Genomic DNA, 17,466 nt, shown 5'->3' on the forward strand with positions numbered 1-17,466 from the left:
ATGAACCTATCATCAGCTGATCATTATGGCTGTGAAATTGTAGCCGATGATAGTTCCATTTGAGCTATTTAAAGCCCCTGTTAAGGAGCAAATATTAGTTGAGGGCAAAAATACAATAATTACCCGTTATGAGAAGGTCAGAATTGAACCGACTATTTTCCGTTGATAACAGGTTTAAGCATCTCAATATATAATGTTATCCCCTCTGCTATTTCATCTACAAATACGTATTCATCAGCCATATGAGAACGAGCCGAATCACCCGGACCAACTTTTACTGACGGAATACTTAATAAAGCCTGATCCGACGTTGTGGGCGAACCATAAGTGGTTCTTCCCAATGCAATGCCGGACTGAACTAGTGGATGTGCCTTATCAATTGAGGAAGGCTTCAACCGCACAGAACGCGGCTGAACGTCACACGCAACATTGGTCCGTATGATCTTAAGTACTTCTTCATTGGTATAGGCATCTGTAACACGTACATCCACTGTAAAAGTACAGGTAGCAGGCACTACGTTGTGCTGAGAACCTGCATTGATAATGGTTACAGACATTTTCAGCGGACCGAAAACTTCAGAGACTTTTGAAAATCTGTAGTTCCTGAACCACTCTATATCATTCAGCGCTTTATAAATCGCATTATCTCCTTCTTCTCTGGCAGCATGTCCTGCTTTTCCGGTTACCGTACAATCCAGTACCAGTAATCCGCGTTCCGCGATAGCCAGATTCATTTGAGTGGGCTCGCCTACGATAGCAAATTCCAATTCTCCAAGGTCAGGAATTACACATTCCAGTCCATTATTACCTGAAATTTCCTCTTCGGCAGTCGTGGCCAGACAAATATTATAAGTTAATTCTTCCTGGTCATAAAAATACAGGAAGGCAGCGATTAAAGAAACCAGGCAACCACCCGCATCATTGCTCCCCAGACCAAAAAGTTTTCCTTCTTCTACTTTAGCCTCATAAGGATCTCTCGTATAACCCGAGTTAGGTTTCACTGTATCGTGATGTGAATTTAACAGCACTGTAGGCTTAGCAGCATCAAAATGCTTGTTATATGTCCATATATTATTCAGTTTACGGTGGGTCCTGATTCCCCTGTCTTTTAAAAATTGCTCAATTGTATCCGCAGTTTTGTCCTCCTCTTTACTGAAAGACTGAATACTGATCAATTCCTTAAGCAATGCTAAACTATCACTTTGCAGTGTTTCTATCATAATTTATTCCTTTGTATATAGTGCTCCGGCTTTAATTGCCGATAGCTTGATGCCTTTGATTAATGAAGAACTGAAACCATTATGCTCCATTTCATTTAATCCGGCAATAGTACAGCCCTTCGGCGAAGTTACTTTATCTATTTCCTGTTCAGGATGCGATTGCATCAATAACAGCAAATCTGCAGCCCCTTTGGCTGTTTGAACCGCCATTTTTAAAGCCTCATCTGCATGAAAACCGATTTCTACACCTCCTTGTGAGGCTGCACGGATAGCGCGCAAAAAGAAAGCAATACCACAAGCACACAATGCAGTAGCAGCAGTCATCAGATCTTCATTAATCTTTACCACAGCACCAACGGTTTCAAACATGCGCACTACTTCGTCAACATGTGCCGGAGCGGCATTGTCGGTCGCCACACAGGTCATCGACTGACCTATCGCAATAGCCGTATTGGGCATTGCCCGGATCACTTCCACTCCGTCAGTTAATTTACTCCGTATATCTGCACAACTTACCCCTGAAGCAACAGAGATCACTACATGCCTGTTCACATCTATTACCCCTGCAATCTGCTCCATCAACTGGTTCAACTGCTGAGGTAAAACAGCCAGTACAATCATATCAGAAGCGGCAACAACAGCTGCATTATCGGCGCTTAATAAAAAACCCTGATCAGCAAACTGATCAAGTTTAGAGAGATTTCTTCTGGTGAGGCTGATCTGATCTGCCATCACATAGTCTGCCTTCACGAGCCCTTTCGCGAGTGATATGCCTATATTACCGCTGCCCAATATGGCGATCTTGCCTGTAAACTTTTCCATCTTAATCGATTAATCTAGTGCCAAAACCTTGTAAATTGATTTGTGAAAGCTCATCTGCCTTTCCAATATAAACAGCGCTAACACCTTTCTTTATAGCCTCAAAAGCATTATGCAGCTTAGGTATCATCCCGCCGGAGACCACTCCTTCTTCTTTTAAACCTTCAAATTCGCCACTCCTGATTTCTGTCACCAGGGATGATTCATCCTCCACATCACGTAACACCCCTTTTTTCTCGAAACAATAGATCAGGCGTGTTTCATAGTGGGCAGACATGGCCACAGCAACTGCCGAAGCAATCGTATCTGCATTTGTATTTAACAATTGTGTATCGCCATCATGTGTAATTGCACATAAAACTGGTACCAGATTGCTGTTTAAAAGACTATTTAATGTGGTCACGGATACGGATGTTTCATCCAGATCACCTACAAAGCCATAATCCACGGTTCCAACCGGTCGTTTAACTGCCTGAATTACATTTCCATCTGCCCCGGTCAACCCAATTGCATTGCAACCTTTAGCCTGCAACTGTGCAACCATATTTTTATTGATCAGTCCCGCATACACCATCGTTACAATACGCAGTGTTTCGATATCGGTAATCCGTCTGCCCTCTACCATTTTTGGCTCTATGCCTAAAGAAACACCCAGTTCTGTAGCAATCTTCCCTCCGCCATGTACGAGGATTTTATCTCCCGGGAGCGCAGTAAAATCAAGCAGGAACTCATGGAGCTTATGCGAATTATCTATTACGTTACCGCCAATCTTAATGATCGTTAACTGCTTCATTGTTTATTTTTTTAGGAAATCATTGATGAGTGCAAATTCTTTTTCAGGCTCTTCCATCTGTGGATTATGTCCTGATTTCTCAAACATGACGAACCGGGCCTGCGGACAATATTCTTTATATTTCACCATCATCCATGGTGTCGCCACACGGTCAAAACGACCGCCAATAATCAATACAGGCATTTTGAGATCTTTCAGTTGTTTCCTGAAGTCGAAAGTTCCAATATCACTGCCCACATAGAAATCACCATCGCGGCCTACCATCTGATAGTAAAGTTTGGTGTTCATACTGTTTGGATAGGGTTTCCTGCCTCTTGAAACAAATTTATCAGGATTATAAGCATATAAAAATGCGTAAGGCACCCTGCCGTAAATTTCCTGGTGTAAATCATCACTTGACACAGCCCCCTTTTCACGGATCTTCATCAGTTCGTCCCACACTTCAGGATAATTCGTTTTAATTTCATGATTAGAGTTATCATCGTTCTCCTGCCACATTACATAACTGTGAAATGTGTTTGCCAGGATCAGGTGGCTTACATTTTGCGGATATTTAATTGCATAACCCTGCGCTACCAGTCCCCCGTAAGAGTGCCCCAATAAAGATACTTTACTCAATTTTAAGGCCTTACGTAGGCCCTCGATATCTTCTATATCCCTTTGCAGGCTATAGGCAGAAACAACCTTCGCGGTGTCTGACTTCCCTCTGCCGAAGCCATCAAAATAAATCAGCTGATGATTTGATGCCGCAAGCGGGTCAAAACTCCGCAAACCCGGATGTGCTCCCCCTGGTCCGCCTGCAATAAAAATAAGCGGATCTCCTTCTCCTACCGTTACCACCCAGAGTTTAGCACCGTTAACAGTAATGTATTTACCATCAGTAAAGCTATCTACTGTTTTTTGTTGTCCAAAAGAGAGTGCTGCATAACACAACAGGCAGCATAACAGACCTAATCTTTTCATAATCAAATGATTTTATGTAATGAAACCCGCATGTTTACATGCAGGTTTCCTTTTTTATGTTGCAATAAAACGCTGGCTAAGATAGGTTTTGTAACAGTTCTTTCAAAACTGCCTGCGCCGCCCACAAACGGTTTCCTGCTTCATGGATCACCAGAGAATTAGGTCCGTCCAGTATTTCTGACGATAATTCAAGATCCCTGCGCACAGGCAAGCAATGCATTACTTTAGCGTCATTTGTACCTTTCAGCTTCTCATTATTCATCATCCAGCCGTCGGGGTAGGTCAATACCTTACCATATTCTTTAAAGCTGGACCAATTTTTTACATAAATATAATCTGCTCCTTTAAGCGCTTCTTCGAGGTTATACATAATGTTCGCCCCCGGAGTAAAGTCTGCTGAAAGCTCATAACCTTCTGGCTGTACAATTGTAAAATCAAGCATATTTTGTTCCTGTGCTTTACACATCCACTCCGAAAAAGAGTTAGGAACAGCCTGTGGTAATGCTTTTACATGTGGTGCCCATGCCAGAACCACTTTAGGCTTCTCAGTACCTTTCCATGTTTCCTTTATCGTAACCAGATCGGCAAGACTCTGCAGGGGATGACGTGTAGCACTTTCTAAACTCACTACAGGTACACCACAATATTTGATGAACTTATTAAAAAAGTCCTCATTATAATCTTCATCTCTGTTGGTCAGCTTTGGAAAAGAACGCAGACCTAAGATATCACAATACTGCCCCATTACTGCTGCAGCTTCACGAATATGCTCAACTGTAGTGCCGTTCATCACCACACCGTCTTCTGTTTCCAGTGCCCAGCCTTCTTTATCCATATTCATCACCATGACACTCATACCTAAGTTAATGGCTGCTTTCTGGGTACTCAAACGCGTACGCAGGCTGGGATTCAAGAAAACAAGTCCCAGTGTTTTGTTTTTTCCTAAATGCTGATCTGCGTAAGGATTGGCTTTCAGCTGCAGGGCATCCTCTACCAGCTGACTGATGTCTTCAACATCTTTTACTGAGGTGAATTGGTTCATTTTCATCCTTGTAATGCGATTTTAAAATTTTCAAGAAAATGATCAGCATGTGCTTTAGTAAGATTTAAAGCAGGGAGTAATCTGATCACATTTGGCTTTGCTTCACCAGTAAAAATATGCTGGTTAAATAACAGGTTCTTTTTCACCTGGTTAAGTTCTTCAGGCAATTCGATTCCGATCATCAGACCACGACCTCTCACCTCTTTCACTACTTCAAATTTCTTTAATTCTTCGATCAGATAATTACCTACTTCAGCGGCATTAGCCATCAGGTTATCCTCTTCCATTATTTCGAGAACTGCCAATGCGGCTGCACAAGCGAGGTGATTACCACCAAAAGTAGTTCCCAGCATATAATGCCATGGTTTGAACTTCGGTGCAATGGAAATACCCGCTACAGGAAAGCCATTGCCCATACCTTTGGCCATTGTATATACATCAGCCTCAACACCTGCATAATCATGAGAGTAAAAATGACCTGTTCTGCCATAACCACATTGTACACTGTCAGCTATGTAGACCGCATTATACTGATCACACAAAGAACGGATCAACTGCAGGAATGGAATAGAAGCCTCTCTGATACCACCAACACCTTGTATTCCTTCAATAATGACTGAACTGATCTCCTGACCAAATTCTTCAAAAGCATTTTTTAAGGCCGCTTCGTCATTGAAAGGCAGGAATACGACATGGTCAGTTTCGTTAACAGGGGCAATGATTTTAGGATTGTCTGTGGCCGACACCGCCAGCGAAGTACGCCCGTGAAAAGCACCTTTAAAGGCAATTACTTTTTTCCTTCCGTTATAGAAAGAAGCCATCTTTAACGCATTCTCATTTGCTTCTGCACCAGAATTACATAAAAAAAGCTGAAAATCAGTTTTCCCCGAAACTTTGCCCAGCTTTTCAGCGAGTTCAACCTGCAAGGGGATCTTAACAGAATTAGAATAGAATCCGACTTTATTCAACTGATCCGTTAAACGTTTGACATAATGAGGGTGAGTATGGCCAATAGAAATCACAGCATGGCCGCCATATAAATCTAAATATTCCTGTCCTTCGGCATCCCATACAGTGCTTCCGGCAGCTTTAACAATTTCTATATTATTTAGTGGGTATACATCGAATAAATTCATCTTTTAAAGGTTTTGGCTGATGTGATCAGCTTTCATTTGATACTGATCACATCGGGATTAATAATAAAATTGATAAGGATGATTTTGCGCAACAAACTTAGAAAGCTGTCGCTTTAAGCCGCAGCCCCTGCTGCTCATCTAATCCAAACATCAAGTTCATATTCTGCACAGCTTGTCCGCTTGCACCTTTTAATAAATTATCAATAATACTGATGATCAACAATTTATTGCCATGTTTTTCTACATGCACAAATGCCTTATTGGTATTGACCACCTGTTTAAGGTTGATTTCCTTTTTACTTACCTGTGTAAAAGGATGTTCCGCATAAAAATCTTCGTATAATCTTTCAGCCTCTTCAGCAGAAAGGTCACTTTCTACATATGCAGCGGCAAGAATCCCTCTGGTAAAATCACCACGCTGAGGGATAAAGTTCAATACCGTATCAAATGCAGGATCCAGTTGCAGCAGGCTTTCCCCTATTTCATTCAGGTGCTGATGATCAAAAGCCTTATAAACAGATAAGTTATTGTTTCTCCAGCTAAAATGAGTGGTTGCAGAAAGACTTTGTCCTGCTCCGGTAGAGCCGGTTGTCGCGTTGATATGTACCTCGTTTTGAATCAGTCCTTTTGCAGCGAGCGGTAGTAAAGCCAACTGGATACAAGTGGCGAAACAACCTGGATTGGCAATATAAGCTGCTGTTTTGATACGTTCCCTGTTTAATTCAGGTAATCCGTAAATCCATTTTTCAGCTGCATTTGCAGCCAGTCTGAAATCCTGACTAAGATCAATGATCTTAATTCCTGCCGGGACAAGGTTTGCATCAAGAAATTTCTTTGCATCACCATGGCCCACACAAAGAAAAAGGACATCTATATCAAAAGATAGCTCCCCAGTAAACCTCAAATCTGTATCACCGAGCAAATCTGTATGCACATCAGTAATCAGGTTGCCCTGATTACTTGTACTGTTTACAAAAGCAATGGTTACAGCCGGATGGTTCACCAGCAGGCGCAGCATTTCGCCGCCAGTATAACCAGCACCGCCAATTATACCTGCTCTAACCTTCATCGCTATTCACTTTATGCCAGATCATTACCTGGTTGCCGAATATTTTTGAAAATCCTTTCACATCTTCGCCAGACCATGCGTTGTTCATCTCTCCGTAACTTCCGAATTTATTACTCATCAGGTCGTGGTTAGACTCAATACCGATGATCTGGAAACGGTAAGGCAATAATTCTACAAAAACTTTTCCGCTTACCGTTTTCTGCGTATCAGCTAAAAAGGCTTCAATATTACGCATCACGGGATCGTGAAACTGACCTTCATGCAACCAGTTTCCATAAAAAGAACCCAATTGTTCTTTCCAGGACAGCTGCCATTTGGTTAGCGTATGTTTTTCTAAAGTATGGTGTGCTTTGATAATCACCATTGGTGCTGCAGCTTCAAAACCCACACGTCCTTTAATCCCTATAATTGTATCTCCAACATGGATATCGCGACCAATACCGTAAGGCTGTGCAATGGCCTGCAGCTTCTGAATCGCTTTTACCGGGGATAATGCTTCGCCGTCAATCCCTGTAAGCTCCCCTTTTTCAAACGTAAGTTCAAGCTTACGGCTGGCTGTTTCCGTAACCTGCGTAGGCCATGCTTCTTCAGGTAATGTCTGGTCTGAAGTTAAAGTTTCCTTTCCTCCTACAGACGTTCCCCAAAGCCCTTTATTAATTGAATATCTGGCTTTTTCTGCACTATATGATACACCATGGTTTTCCAGGTATTCGATTTCCGCTTCGCGGGATAATTTTAAATCTCTTATCGGTGTGATAATCTCAACATTAGGAATAATGATATTAAAAATCATATCAAAACGTACCTGATCATTACCAGCACCGGTGCTGCCATGGGCAACGTAATCTGCACCTATCTTTTTTACATAATTTGCTATGGCTGTGGCCTGGCTTACACGTTCTGCACTTACAGAAAGCGGATAGGTTGCATTTTTCAGTACATTCCCAAATACCAGGTATTTAATACATCCTTCATAATAATTCGTAGTTTCATCTACTACAGCATGGGAAACAACACCTAAAGCATAAGCGCGTTTTTCTATTTCCTGCAGTTCTTCGTCCGAAAAACCACCAGTATTTACAATCACAGAGTGAACTTCAAGTCCACGGTCCTGTGCCAGGTAAATACAGCAAAATGAAGTATCTAAACCTCCGCTAAAAGCTAAAACTACTTTCTTCTTCATGATTTTATTGTAAATTATATATCAGCTATTAAAAAATGTGGGTAAACAATTGTAAAAAGGATTTAGGTTTGCCTTCATCGTCAGACTTTGGTCGCAGTACCAAACGTTGTTTGATACGCATAAAGCGTTCATAAAGCTTAGGCTTCCTTTCCAGTTCCTCAGAAAATTTCTTCGCTACATCATGCTTTTGCGTTGCAGGATCATACAGCATGGCTGTACACATGCAGTTTTTACGCTCTTTGCTTTTCAGGATTTCGAAGTTAACACAGCTCTGACAGCCTTTCCAGAATTCTTCATCCTGTGTAAGTTCAGAATAGGTAACCGGTTCATATCCCAGATCAGAGTTGATTTTCATCACTGCAAGACCAGTAGTCAGGCCGAAGATTTTAGCCTTCGGATATTTACTTCTTGACAATTCGAAGATCTTCTCCTTAATGGCATGCGCCAGTCCTACTTTTCTGAATTTCGGACTCACAACCAGACCGGAGTTAGCCACAAATTGTCCGTGACTCCATGTTTCTATATAACAGAAACCTGCCCATGAACCGTCTTTGTGAAAAGCAATCACAGATTTACCATCAGCCATTTTTCCTGCAACATATTCAGGAGAACGCTTGGCAATACCAGTACCTCGTGCTTTAGCAGATTCAGCCATTTCTTCACAGATTTCTTCTGCAAAAACACGATGTTCAGGAAGTGCAACCTGCACTATAAAATCGTTGATATTCATTAAAATGATAACGAAAAAAAAATAAATATTCTGATTAATTGGTTTTGAAGAGGAACACTACCTCTAAGCTTGAGTTAGAAAAACTCAAATACGGGGTGTATAATTTTGCCGGCTGGTTGTCACATAAATGACAGGCTGCAAACGTTCAATATATAAACTTCTCGCAGCAATATTCTTTGCTGTTACAATAGAAAGTTTATGTGAAACGTGCATATTCATTTTCTGTGATCAGTCCCGCTTTAAATTAATTAGATGTAAAGGTTTAAATAATTATCGGGATGTGCAATACGTTTTTTATTTTTTTACATTTAATCAGTAAAAAAAATTAAAACACTGCTCATCCCGGTGCGGCAAATAACCGTAATTTATGGTGAATGCAATTACCAGATAAAGAGAAACGCTTTGTTATATCTGATAGTACCCGCATTAATTTTATTTGTACTTTAGCCTTTTAACAGCTCTTCCGCTCTATGAAAAAACCCTGCAGTTTTCTCCTGCTCTTATTGATCATCTATAAGGTTCCGGCACAGGATTTATCAGCTGCAAGAAAAATACTGAACACACTTACATCAGCTGCATTCTGGGGCAGAGGGTATACCAATAATGGCATGGAAAAAACGGCTGCTTACCTGAGTGACGCATTCCGTACGGCCAGGTTAAAGCCAATGGATGGAAAAGATTTCAACCAGTATTTTAATTATCCCGCCAATACCTTCCCAGGAAAGATGGAAGTAACCATTAACGGCAAAACGCTGAGTCCGGGAAGAGATTTTATTATTGACCCGCCCAGTATAGGACTGAAAGCTACTGCGCTATTAGTCAAACAAGACAGTACTACTTTTATTTCCAGAGAAAACCGCCTGCTGGTCAGATTAGCAGATAAACTTACCTGGTCTGTAGCACAGCAAACGGAAAATTACACAGGAATTCAGGTCGATAAAAAAGCAATTTCCGCGGAGCCCCGCAGTATTACTATTGATGTAGAAAATCAGTTCATCCCGACATTTAAGGCAAGCAATATCTGTGGAATCGTAAAAGGGACCAGAAATCCAGACTCGGTGATATTGATGACAGCACATTATGATCATCTTGGTGGCATGGGCAAAGACACTTTTTTTCCGGGTGCCAATGACAATGCCAGTGGCATATCCCTGCTACTTAGCCTGGCAAGATATTATGCTAAAAATCCTGCACCTTACAGTATCGCGTTTATCTGCTTTGCAGGTGAAGAGGCAGGAATTATGGGGTCCGGATATTTTACTTCAAATCCGCTTATCGCACTTAACCGGGTCCGGTTTATGATCAATGTAGACATGGTAGGTACAGGCTCTGATGGCATTACGGTAGTTAACGCCACACTGCACCCCAGGGAATTTGACTTACTGAAGAAGATCAATACGCAGAAAAATTACCTGAGTAAAATCAATTCCAGAGGGAAAGCTGCCAACAGTGATCATCATTTTTTCACTGAAAAAGGTGTACCTGCATTTTTTATCTATACGCAGGGAGGCATTGCTGCTTACCACGATATAAACGATGTGGCGAAAACCTTACCACTTAATGAGTTTGAGGATCTTTTTAAGCTGTTTAAAGATTTTAATAGGGCTTTGATGCAATAGCTTTTGTACGCCAGCTGTCATATATTTATTTTGCTGTAGCTGCAATTCAACAAATATCATTTACTATTGTTTATTTGTATAAAAAACACCTATGTCGATATTATTATCCCCTTTAAATATAAAAAACGTTACGTTAAAAAACAGGATTATTGTTTCTCCCATGTGCCAGTATTCGGCCGAAGATGGATTTGCTAATGACTGGCACCTGGTACATCTGGGTGGCAGAGCAGTAGGTGGTGCAGCACTGATTATACAGGAAGCTACAGCTGTTTCTCCGGAAGGCCGGATATCTGCGGGCGATTTAGGTATCTGGTCTGACGCGCATGTTCCTTTCCTTCAACGCATCAATGAATTTATTGTTAAAAATGGCGCTGTACCGGGTGTGCAGCTTGCACATGCCGGCAGAAAAGCGAGTTTCGATGTACCCTGGAAAGGTAGTAAGCAAATCACAGAAAAAGACGGAGGCTGGCAGACAGTAGCCCCTAGTGCCATCGCGTTTAACGAGAATGATGAGAAACCAGGAGAGCTCAGCAAAGAAGGTATTGAAAAAGTAATCGCAGATTTTAAATCGGCAACTTTAAGAACTGTTGCGGCTGGTTATCAGGTGATAGAAATCCACGCAGCACATGGTTACCTTTTTCATCAGTTTTTATCACCACTCAGCAATCTCAGAACGGATGAGTATGGCGGGAGCTTTGAAAACAGGATCCGCTTACTAATGGAAGTGGTTGAAGTAATCCAGGAAGTATGGCCGGCAGAAAACCCTTTATTTGTACGTTTATCAGCTACAGACTGGGTACCAGGCGGCTGGTCTACTGAAGAGACGGTACAGCTTTCAGCTATTTTGAAGGATAAAGGTATTGATCTGATCGATTGCTCTTCAGGTGGAAATATCATCAGCCAGCAAATCCCCTTATCTCCCGGCTATCAGGTACAGTTTGCCGAGGCGGTGAAAAAAGGAACAGGCATTTTAACCGGTGCAGTCGGCCTCATTACCGACGCCCGCCAGGCCGAAGATATTCTTCAGGAAGGTAAAGCGGACCTGATATTCCTCGCAAGAGAATTACTGAGAGATCCTTACTTCCCGATACATGCCGCAGCTGAACTCAATGATGAGATCAAATGGCCGGAACAGTACGAAAGAGCGAAGCCAAGAAAAAAGGCATAATCTTTAAACCAATTTATCCTAATTTCGTTCCATATTATAACAAAAAACTAAATTATTATGTTCGACAAATTGATGGCTGCTCAGCAAAAAGCTGACGAAATAAAAAAACGCCTGGATACTGTTTCTGTTTTCGCAGAGGTTGAAGGTGGTGCAATCCGCATTACTGCAACTGCTAATAAAGCGATAACAGCCATAGAAATTAACGACGATTTCTTTAAACAGGCCGACAAAGAAGAACTGGAAGAACTCCTGTTAACAGCAATAAACAAAGTAATGTTACAGGCAGACGAAGTGAGCGCCACAGAAATGCAGGCTGCTACAAAAGACATGTTAGGCGGTTTAGGCGGCATGTTTGGTAACTAATATTAAAACAAAAAAAATGAAGTATACTTATTATGGCCAGTCTTGTTTTCTTTTAGAAGCAGACGGCAAAAAATTTCTTTTTGACCCCTTCATCACGCATAATCCATTAGCATCGGCTATTGATACCAAAATTATCGAAGCTGATTATATCCTGGTCAGTCACGGTCACGGTGACCATGTGGCAGATCTTGAGTTGCTGGCCAAGCAAACAGGTGCAGTTGTAATTGCGATGCCTGAAGTAGCTGCATGGGCAGAAAAACAAGGCATCACAAACATTCACCAGATGAATTACGGTGTGGCCAACTTTGATTTCGGCCGACTGCGTATGGTTTGGGCAACGCATTCCAGCTCCATGCCTGATGGTAGTTATGGTGGAAACCCTGCTGGTTTTGTACTGGAAACTGCAGGCAAAACAATTTATTTTGCAGGTGATACCTCCCTGAATGCTGATATGAAAATTTTAGCTGATCTGTATACACTGGATTACGCGATATTGCCTATCGGAGGTAATTATACCATGGATGTAGATGACGCATTGATTGCAACCAAATACATTGCTTGCGATAAGGTGATTGGTGTACATTATAATACCTTCCCGGTAATAGCAATTGATACTGATGCTGCCGTAGCGAAATTCGAGAGAGAAAATAAACATCTCTATTTACCAGCAATTGGTGAAACGATTGAATTATAAAACAAAAGGTCCCGGAAAATTCCGGGACCTTTTGTTTTAATGTGCTTCAAGCCAGGTATTACCCTCGCCTATTTCAATTTCTATCGGCACCGTTGTTTTTATCGCCGTCTTCATCCGGTGCGTAATGATCTTGCGCATAGCTTCCACTTCTGTTTTCAGCACATCAAAGACAAGCTCATCATGTACCTGCATGGTCATTTTAGACTGCAGCTGCTGGTCTTTCATATCCTGATGGATGTTGATCATTGCTATTTTGATCATATCCGCAGCAGAGCCCTGTATAGGTGCATTAATTGCATTACGTTCTGCGAAGCCGCGGACAGTCTGATTGGCAGAATTGATATCTCTTAAATACCTTCTTCTTCCCATCATGGTTTCCACAAATCCATTTTCACGTGCAAAATTCATGGTGTCTGACATAAATCTTTTTATTCCCGGATACTGGGCAAAATATTGTTCAATTATTTCAGCTGCCTCTTTACGCGGAATACCCAGATTTTGTGACAATCCAAAAGCAGACTGCCCATAGATAATCCCGAAGTTAACCGCTTTCGCATTTCGTCGCTGTGTAGGTGTCACCTCTTCAATGGTAATACCGTACACTTTAGCCGCAGTAGCGGTGTGAATGTCTATACCTTTATTAAAAGCATCCAGCATATTTTCTTCCTTACTGATATCTGCAATGATCCTCAGCTCTATCTGCGAATAATCTGCTGATAACAATACATGATCTGCATCTCTTGGAATAAACGCTTTACGGACCTCTCTGCCCCGCTCAGTACGGATCGGAATGTTCTGCAGGTTTGGGTTATTTGAACTTAACCTGCCCGTTGCAGCAACGGCCTGGTTATAGCTGGTATGCACACGACCTGTTTTTGGGTTAATCAGCAAAGGTAAGGCATCTACATACGTAGATTTCAATTTCTGTAATTGGCGGAACTCCAGAATATCTTTAACGATATCACTTTTGTTTGCTAACGCCAACAAAACATCCTCTCCTGTCTGGTATTGACCGGTTTTTGTTTTTTTAGCTTTCGGATCCAGCTGTAACTTATCAAACAGTACCTCTCCCAGTTGTTTTGGGGAAGCAAGGTTGAAAACAATACCAGCCTTATCATATACATTCTGTTCAAATTTCCTGATATCAATTTCAAGTTCTTTTGAATAGTTGATCAGCGTATCCATATCTATCCTTACGCCTTCTTTTTCAATATCAGCCAATACATAAACTAGCGGGTTCTCGATATGGGTGACCAGTTCTTCTGCATTAAGCTCTTTTAAAATCGGTCTGAAAACATTCGCCAGCTGAAGGGTTACATCCGCATCTTCCGCAGCATAGTCTACTACTTTTTCTACAGGAACATCCCTCATTGTACCCTGGTTTTTTCCTTTGGGTCCAATCAGTGAAATGATAGAAATTGGTGTATATCCCAGATAGTTCTCCGACAGCACATCCATATTGTGACGGGTATCAGGATCAATCAGGTAATGTGCCAGCATGGTATCAAATAATTTACCTTTGATATTTACGCCATACCATTTCAGCATCAGGATATCATATTTGATATTCTGGCCGATTTTGGCAATATTTTCATTTTCAAGTACTACACGAAACTCATCCACAATGGCCTGAGCTGCTGTTCTGTCTTCCGGCACCGGGATATACCATCCCTCGCCTGGCTGAATACAGAAAGAAAGACCTACCAGATCAGCAAGATTGGCGTCAGTACCGGTAGTTTCAGTATCAAAGGAAATACTCTCCTGCTGCAGCAACAGGTCTATCAGTGCTTTCCGTGTTTCGGCAGTATCCGCCAGTTGGTAATTTGGATTGGTATCTGCTATCGTTTTCGCCGTAGCAGGCTGTTCAAATAAATTAGGCAAAGTGTCAAACTTCCTTATTTTATTTTCAGGCATATCTACCACTGCGCCGAATAAATCCGTTTGCTGCGAGCCGCTGTTTTTGGAGTCGCCTATGTTAAATCCATCGCCAAATACCCTGCGCCCCAGTGTCCTGAATTCCAGTTCAGCAAAAAGCGGCTCCAGTAATTCCCTGTCCGGTTCCTCCAGTATCAATGTAGATTCGTTAAATTCAACAGGTACATTAAGAATAATAGTGGCCAGTTTTTTAGAAATCATTCCCTGATCTGCAAAAGCCTCTACATTCTCTTTCTGCTTGCCTTTGAGCTCGTGTGAATGCGCAATGATATTTTCTACAGAGCCATATTGTTTGATCAGTAATTTAGCCGTCTTTTCTCCTATACCAGGAATTCCGGGTATATTATCTACAGCATCACCCCATAAACCTAATATATCAATTACCTGTTCTACATTTTCAATATCCCATTTGGCCAGGACTTCAGGTACGCCCATGATTTCCATATCATTACCCATCCTTGCGGGTTTGTAGATAAAGATGTTTTCCGATACCAGCTGTGCAAAATCCTTATCAGGCGTCATACAAAAAACCTGAAAGCCTGCACGCTCACCTTCTTTAGCCAGTGTGCCGATAATATCATCTGCCTCAAATCCGTCTTTAGTAATTACCGGGATTTTAAATCCTTCAATCAGCTTAAAAATATAAGGCAGCGCCGCAGCCAGATCTTCCGGCATGGCCTGTCTGTGCGCCTTATACGCTACAAAATCAGTATGCCTTTCAGTTGGTGCTTCTGTATCAAAAACTACCGCAATATGGCTTGGCTTCTCTTTTTTAAGCACTTCCATTAAAGTATTTGCAAAGCCCATTACTGCAGAGGTATTGATACCTGTAGAAGTAAATCTTGGGGTCTTGCTCAATGCAAAATGCGCTCTGTAAATCAGCGCCATACCGTCAAGCAGGAATAGTTTTTTCATCGGAATATAGTTATTTTTAGAAAATTATGAAGCGCTCATGAAGTGGTTATTGCTATGGCAAACTATCAACCCATGAGGGTTTCATTATATATTTTAATTTTTTCTGGAAGCCCTCATTAGTTTATGCTACAGTACTGTTGAAGATTTCACGTCCAAAGTTAACATCTGGCAGTTATCAAACCTAATCAGGTTAAGCTTTAATGTTTTGAAAAAATGAAGAGAACCACGGGGAAGAAATTGTATAAGCCATGGAGGGCCATCGCATACTTTAATCCATAATTCATCCTGGTATAGCCTAAAATCAGACCAATAGCGAGCTGGGGCAAGGTATACAGGAGGCCGAAAGGCAGGAGTGAAATTCCTTTTTCAAAATTGCCCAGATGGATCAATGCAAAGCAAACTGCCGTAAGATGAAAATGCCAGGGAAAGGCTTTCACCCAGAAGCCGTATTTCAGGGTAATGCTGCCTGACAGGTTAAGCCTGTAGACAAGAAAGAGGAGACTAAAAAGGAATGGGCTGACCATATAAGCCCAGCTTGTTCCGGTTAACTGCGTCAGGATAGCCCCCGGAATAAGCGCAATAAAAAAGAGTGTAAGCGTGAATCGCCTGAGCTGAGCCCTGAACAATAATTCCTCACCAACAGGACCAACCACCACGGCCATCAGGAAAAAGATACCCATTGGCATTGTTAAATGTTCCATTCTGGATGGCCCCGGACTGGCCAGCAGTTTTAAAGCCACCATCCTGTCTATAAATACACCAGAACCTATACCCAAAATCAGGCAAATAAGCGTTAGACGCCAGAGCAGCCCGAAAGGATCTTCAACTTTTGCCGGAAGTCCCGCCAGATACGGATGTTTTAAATAGGCGGCAATATCCCGGATTAAAGAAATCATCTAACGGGCTATACAGCCTGAAACATGATCATTCACCATTCCCGTTGCCTGCATAAATGCATAACAAATAGTGGTACCGAAAAATTTAAAGCCCCGTTTCTTCATGTCTTTACTTATCGCGTCAGAGATTTCAGTACGGGCAGGCAGGCCACTTAAATTTTTAACATCATTTATCATAGGCGCCCTGCCAGGCATAAATGTCCAGATATACGCAAAGAAAGATCCGAACTCTTTCTGGATAGCGATGAATAACCTGGCATTGCTGATCGCCCCGTTCACCTTTAATTTATTCCGGATAATTCCCGCGTCCTGCAGCAGTCGCTCCACATCAGCATTATCAAAAGCGGCCACTTTTTGTACGTCGAAATCAGCAAAAGCCTTGCGATAACTTTCACGGCGTCTTAAAATAGTAATCCAGCTCAGCCCTGCCTGCGCACCTTCCAAAATCAGGAATTCAAACAAGACATGATCATCCTTTACCAGCTTGCCCCATTCTTCATCATGGTATTTTATATACAGCGGGTCGTTGCCGCACCAGCTGCATCGTACTATTTCTTTGGCCATAAAATCTTTTACAAACTTAATTCATCCCAGTACTCTACTGCCCGGCGATAATGCGGGATAACAATAGAACCTCCTACCAGGTTAGCAATCATAAACACCTCGTTGATTTCGGCATTGCTTACGCCTTCATCAAAGCATTTTTCCAAATGGTACTTGACACAGTCATCACAACGCAATACCATCGAGGCCACCAATCCCAGCATCTCTTTGGTCTTAACTTCTAAAGCACCTTCTGCATAAGTAGTGGTGTCCAGTGCAAAAAAACGCTTGATGTTCGTATTTGCCGTTTCCATTATCCTATCGTTCATCTTTGAACGGTAGTCATTAAATTCTTCTACTAATTTTCCCATTATTATT

At 41.8% G+C, this 17,466-nt stretch carries 17 protein-coding genes; 4 read left to right on the forward strand and 13 right to left on the reverse strand.

Going from position 1 to position 17,466, the window contains the following annotated elements; genetic code table 11:
- Positions 1-152: 152 nt before the first annotated feature.
- From OQX62_RS00145 to OQX62_RS00185, 9 genes are all read right to left on the reverse strand, one after another.
- Positions 153-1,220, reverse strand: a complete 1,068-nt coding sequence (locus OQX62_RS00145; RefSeq protein ID WP_265829236.1) for a M20 family metallo-hydrolase — start codon at positions 1,218-1,220, stop codon at positions 153-155.
- Positions 1,221-1,223: 3 nt separating this feature from the next.
- Positions 1,224-2,042, reverse strand: coding sequence for a pyrroline-5-carboxylate reductase (gene proC, locus OQX62_RS00150; RefSeq protein ID WP_265829237.1), 819 nt, complete (start codon positions 2,040-2,042; stop codon positions 1,224-1,226).
- Position 2,043: 1 nt separating this feature from the next.
- The gene (argB, locus tag OQX62_RS00155; protein WP_265829239.1) at positions 2,044-2,832 is read right to left on the reverse strand and encodes an acetylglutamate kinase; all 789 of its coding nucleotides are present in this window, start codon (positions 2,830-2,832) and stop codon (positions 2,044-2,046) included.
- A gap of 3 nt (positions 2,833-2,835) precedes the next feature.
- Complete coding sequence (locus tag OQX62_RS00160; protein WP_265829241.1) at positions 2,836-3,795, reverse strand: alpha/beta fold hydrolase; 960 nt, start codon at positions 3,793-3,795, stop codon at positions 2,836-2,838.
- A 76-nt stretch (positions 3,796-3,871) separates the two neighbouring features.
- Positions 3,872-4,837, reverse strand: coding sequence for an acetylornithine carbamoyltransferase (locus tag OQX62_RS00165; RefSeq protein WP_265829242.1), 966 nt, complete (start codon positions 4,835-4,837; stop codon positions 3,872-3,874).
- Between the two features lie 2 nt (positions 4,838-4,839).
- Positions 4,840-5,973, reverse strand: a complete 1,134-nt coding sequence (locus OQX62_RS00170; RefSeq protein WP_265829243.1) for an aspartate aminotransferase family protein — start codon at positions 5,971-5,973, stop codon at positions 4,840-4,842.
- Between the two features lie 97 nt (positions 5,974-6,070).
- Positions 6,071-7,042, reverse strand: a complete 972-nt coding sequence (gene argC / locus OQX62_RS00175; protein ID WP_265829244.1) for an N-acetyl-gamma-glutamyl-phosphate reductase — start codon at positions 7,040-7,042, stop codon at positions 6,071-6,073.
- Complete coding sequence (locus tag OQX62_RS00180; protein ID WP_265829246.1) at positions 7,032-8,225, reverse strand: argininosuccinate synthase; 1,194 nt, start codon at positions 8,223-8,225, stop codon at positions 7,032-7,034. Before OQX62_RS00180 ends, argC begins: the two co-directional genes overlap by 11 nt.
- 28 nt (positions 8,226-8,253) lie before the next feature.
- Positions 8,254-8,955 (reverse strand): GNAT family N-acetyltransferase, encoded by a 702-nt coding sequence (locus tag OQX62_RS00185; protein ID WP_265829247.1) that lies wholly within the window; start codon positions 8,953-8,955, stop codon positions 8,254-8,256.
- Positions 8,956-9,425: 470 nt separating this feature from the next.
- Here OQX62_RS00185 and OQX62_RS00190 point away from each other — a divergent pair, with 470 nt between their 5' ends.
- The 4 genes from OQX62_RS00190 (at position 9,426) to OQX62_RS00205 (ending at position 12,799) form a co-directional block, all read left to right on the forward strand.
- Positions 9,426-10,574, forward strand: coding sequence for a M28 family metallopeptidase (locus OQX62_RS00190; RefSeq protein WP_265829248.1), 1,149 nt, complete (start codon positions 9,426-9,428; stop codon positions 10,572-10,574).
- 91 nt (positions 10,575-10,665) lie between these two features.
- Positions 10,666-11,742 (forward strand): NADPH dehydrogenase NamA, encoded by a 1,077-nt coding sequence (gene namA, locus OQX62_RS00195; protein WP_265829249.1) that lies wholly within the window; start codon positions 10,666-10,668, stop codon positions 11,740-11,742.
- Positions 11,743-11,799: 57 nt separating this feature from the next.
- Entirely contained in the window at positions 11,800-12,105 is a 306-nt protein-coding gene (locus OQX62_RS00200; RefSeq protein ID WP_265829250.1) for a YbaB/EbfC family nucleoid-associated protein, read from the forward strand.
- 16 nt (positions 12,106-12,121) lie between these two features.
- Entirely contained in the window at positions 12,122-12,799 is a 678-nt protein-coding gene (locus OQX62_RS00205) for a metal-dependent hydrolase (RefSeq protein ID WP_265829251.1), read from the forward strand.
- A 36-nt stretch (positions 12,800-12,835) separates the two neighbouring features.
- Here the strand turns inward: OQX62_RS00205 and polA are convergent, their stop codons facing one another.
- The 4 genes from polA to OQX62_RS00225 form a co-directional block, all read right to left on the reverse strand.
- Positions 12,836-15,649, reverse strand: coding sequence for a DNA polymerase I (gene polA, locus OQX62_RS00210; protein ID WP_265829252.1), 2,814 nt, complete (start codon positions 15,647-15,649; stop codon positions 12,836-12,838).
- Positions 15,650-15,846: 197 nt separating this feature from the next.
- Positions 15,847-16,545 carry a type II CAAX prenyl endopeptidase Rce1 family protein gene (locus OQX62_RS00215; RefSeq protein WP_265829253.1) on the reverse strand — a complete coding sequence of 233 codons (699 nt, stop codon included), beginning with the start codon at positions 16,543-16,545 and terminating at the stop codon, positions 15,847-15,849.
- Positions 16,546-17,109: a DNA-3-methyladenine glycosylase I gene (locus OQX62_RS00220; RefSeq protein ID WP_265829254.1), complete on the reverse strand. Its 564-nt coding sequence runs from the start codon at positions 17,107-17,109 to the stop codon at positions 16,546-16,548.
- A gap of 8 nt (positions 17,110-17,117) precedes the next feature.
- A complete protein-coding gene (locus OQX62_RS00225; protein WP_265829255.1) occupies positions 17,118-17,459 on the reverse strand; it encodes a carboxymuconolactone decarboxylase family protein in 342 nt (113 codons plus the stop codon).
- Positions 17,460-17,466: the final 7 nt, after the last annotated feature.

The sequence above is a fragment of the Pedobacter sp. MR2016-24 genome (assembly GCF_026239655.1).
GTDB lineage: Bacteria > Bacteroidota > Bacteroidia > Sphingobacteriales > Sphingobacteriaceae > Pedobacter.

Coding starts and splice junctions, on each gene's coding strand:
- OQX62_RS00190 (WP_265829248.1), top strand. CDS start 9,426: ATGAAAAAACCCTGCAGTTTTCTCCTGCTCTTATTGATCATCTATAAG.
- argB (WP_265829239.1), bottom strand. CDS start 2,832: ATGAAGCAGTTAACGATCATTAAGATTGGCGGTAACGTAATAGATAAT.
- OQX62_RS00200 (WP_265829250.1), top strand. CDS start 11,800: ATGTTCGACAAATTGATGGCTGCTCAGCAAAAAGCTGACGAAATAAAA.
- OQX62_RS00185 (WP_265829247.1), bottom strand. CDS start 8,955: ATGAATATCAACGATTTTATAGTGCAGGTTGCACTTCCTGAACATCGT.
- OQX62_RS00215 (WP_265829253.1), bottom strand. CDS start 16,545: ATGATTTCTTTAATCCGGGATATTGCCGCCTATTTAAAACATCCGTAT.
- OQX62_RS00170 (WP_265829243.1), bottom strand. CDS start 5,973: ATGAATTTATTCGATGTATACCCACTAAATAATATAGAAATTGTTAAA.
- OQX62_RS00225 (WP_265829255.1), bottom strand. CDS start 17,459: ATGGGAAAATTAGTAGAAGAATTTAATGACTACCGTTCAAAGATGAAC.
- argC (WP_265829244.1), bottom strand. CDS start 7,042: ATGAAGGTTAGAGCAGGTATAATTGGCGGTGCTGGTTATACTGGCGGC.
- OQX62_RS00180 (WP_265829246.1), bottom strand. CDS start 8,225: ATGAAGAAGAAAGTAGTTTTAGCTTTTAGCGGAGGTTTAGATACTTCA.
- namA (WP_265829249.1), top strand. CDS start 10,666: ATGTCGATATTATTATCCCCTTTAAATATAAAAAACGTTACGTTAAAA.
- OQX62_RS00205 (WP_265829251.1), top strand. CDS start 12,122: ATGAAGTATACTTATTATGGCCAGTCTTGTTTTCTTTTAGAAGCAGAC.
- OQX62_RS00220 (WP_265829254.1), bottom strand. CDS start 17,109: ATGGCCAAAGAAATAGTACGATGCAGCTGGTGCGGCAACGACCCGCTG.
- OQX62_RS00165 (WP_265829242.1), bottom strand. CDS start 4,837: ATGAACCAATTCACCTCAGTAAAAGATGTTGAAGACATCAGTCAGCTG.
- polA (WP_265829252.1), bottom strand. CDS start 15,649: ATGAAAAAACTATTCCTGCTTGACGGTATGGCGCTGATTTACAGAGCG.
- proC (WP_265829237.1), bottom strand. CDS start 2,042: ATGGAAAAGTTTACAGGCAAGATCGCCATATTGGGCAGCGGTAATATA.
- OQX62_RS00145 (WP_265829236.1), bottom strand. CDS start 1,220: ATGATAGAAACACTGCAAAGTGATAGTTTAGCATTGCTTAAGGAATTG.
- OQX62_RS00160 (WP_265829241.1), bottom strand. CDS start 3,795: ATGAAAAGATTAGGTCTGTTATGCTGCCTGTTGTGTTATGCAGCACTC.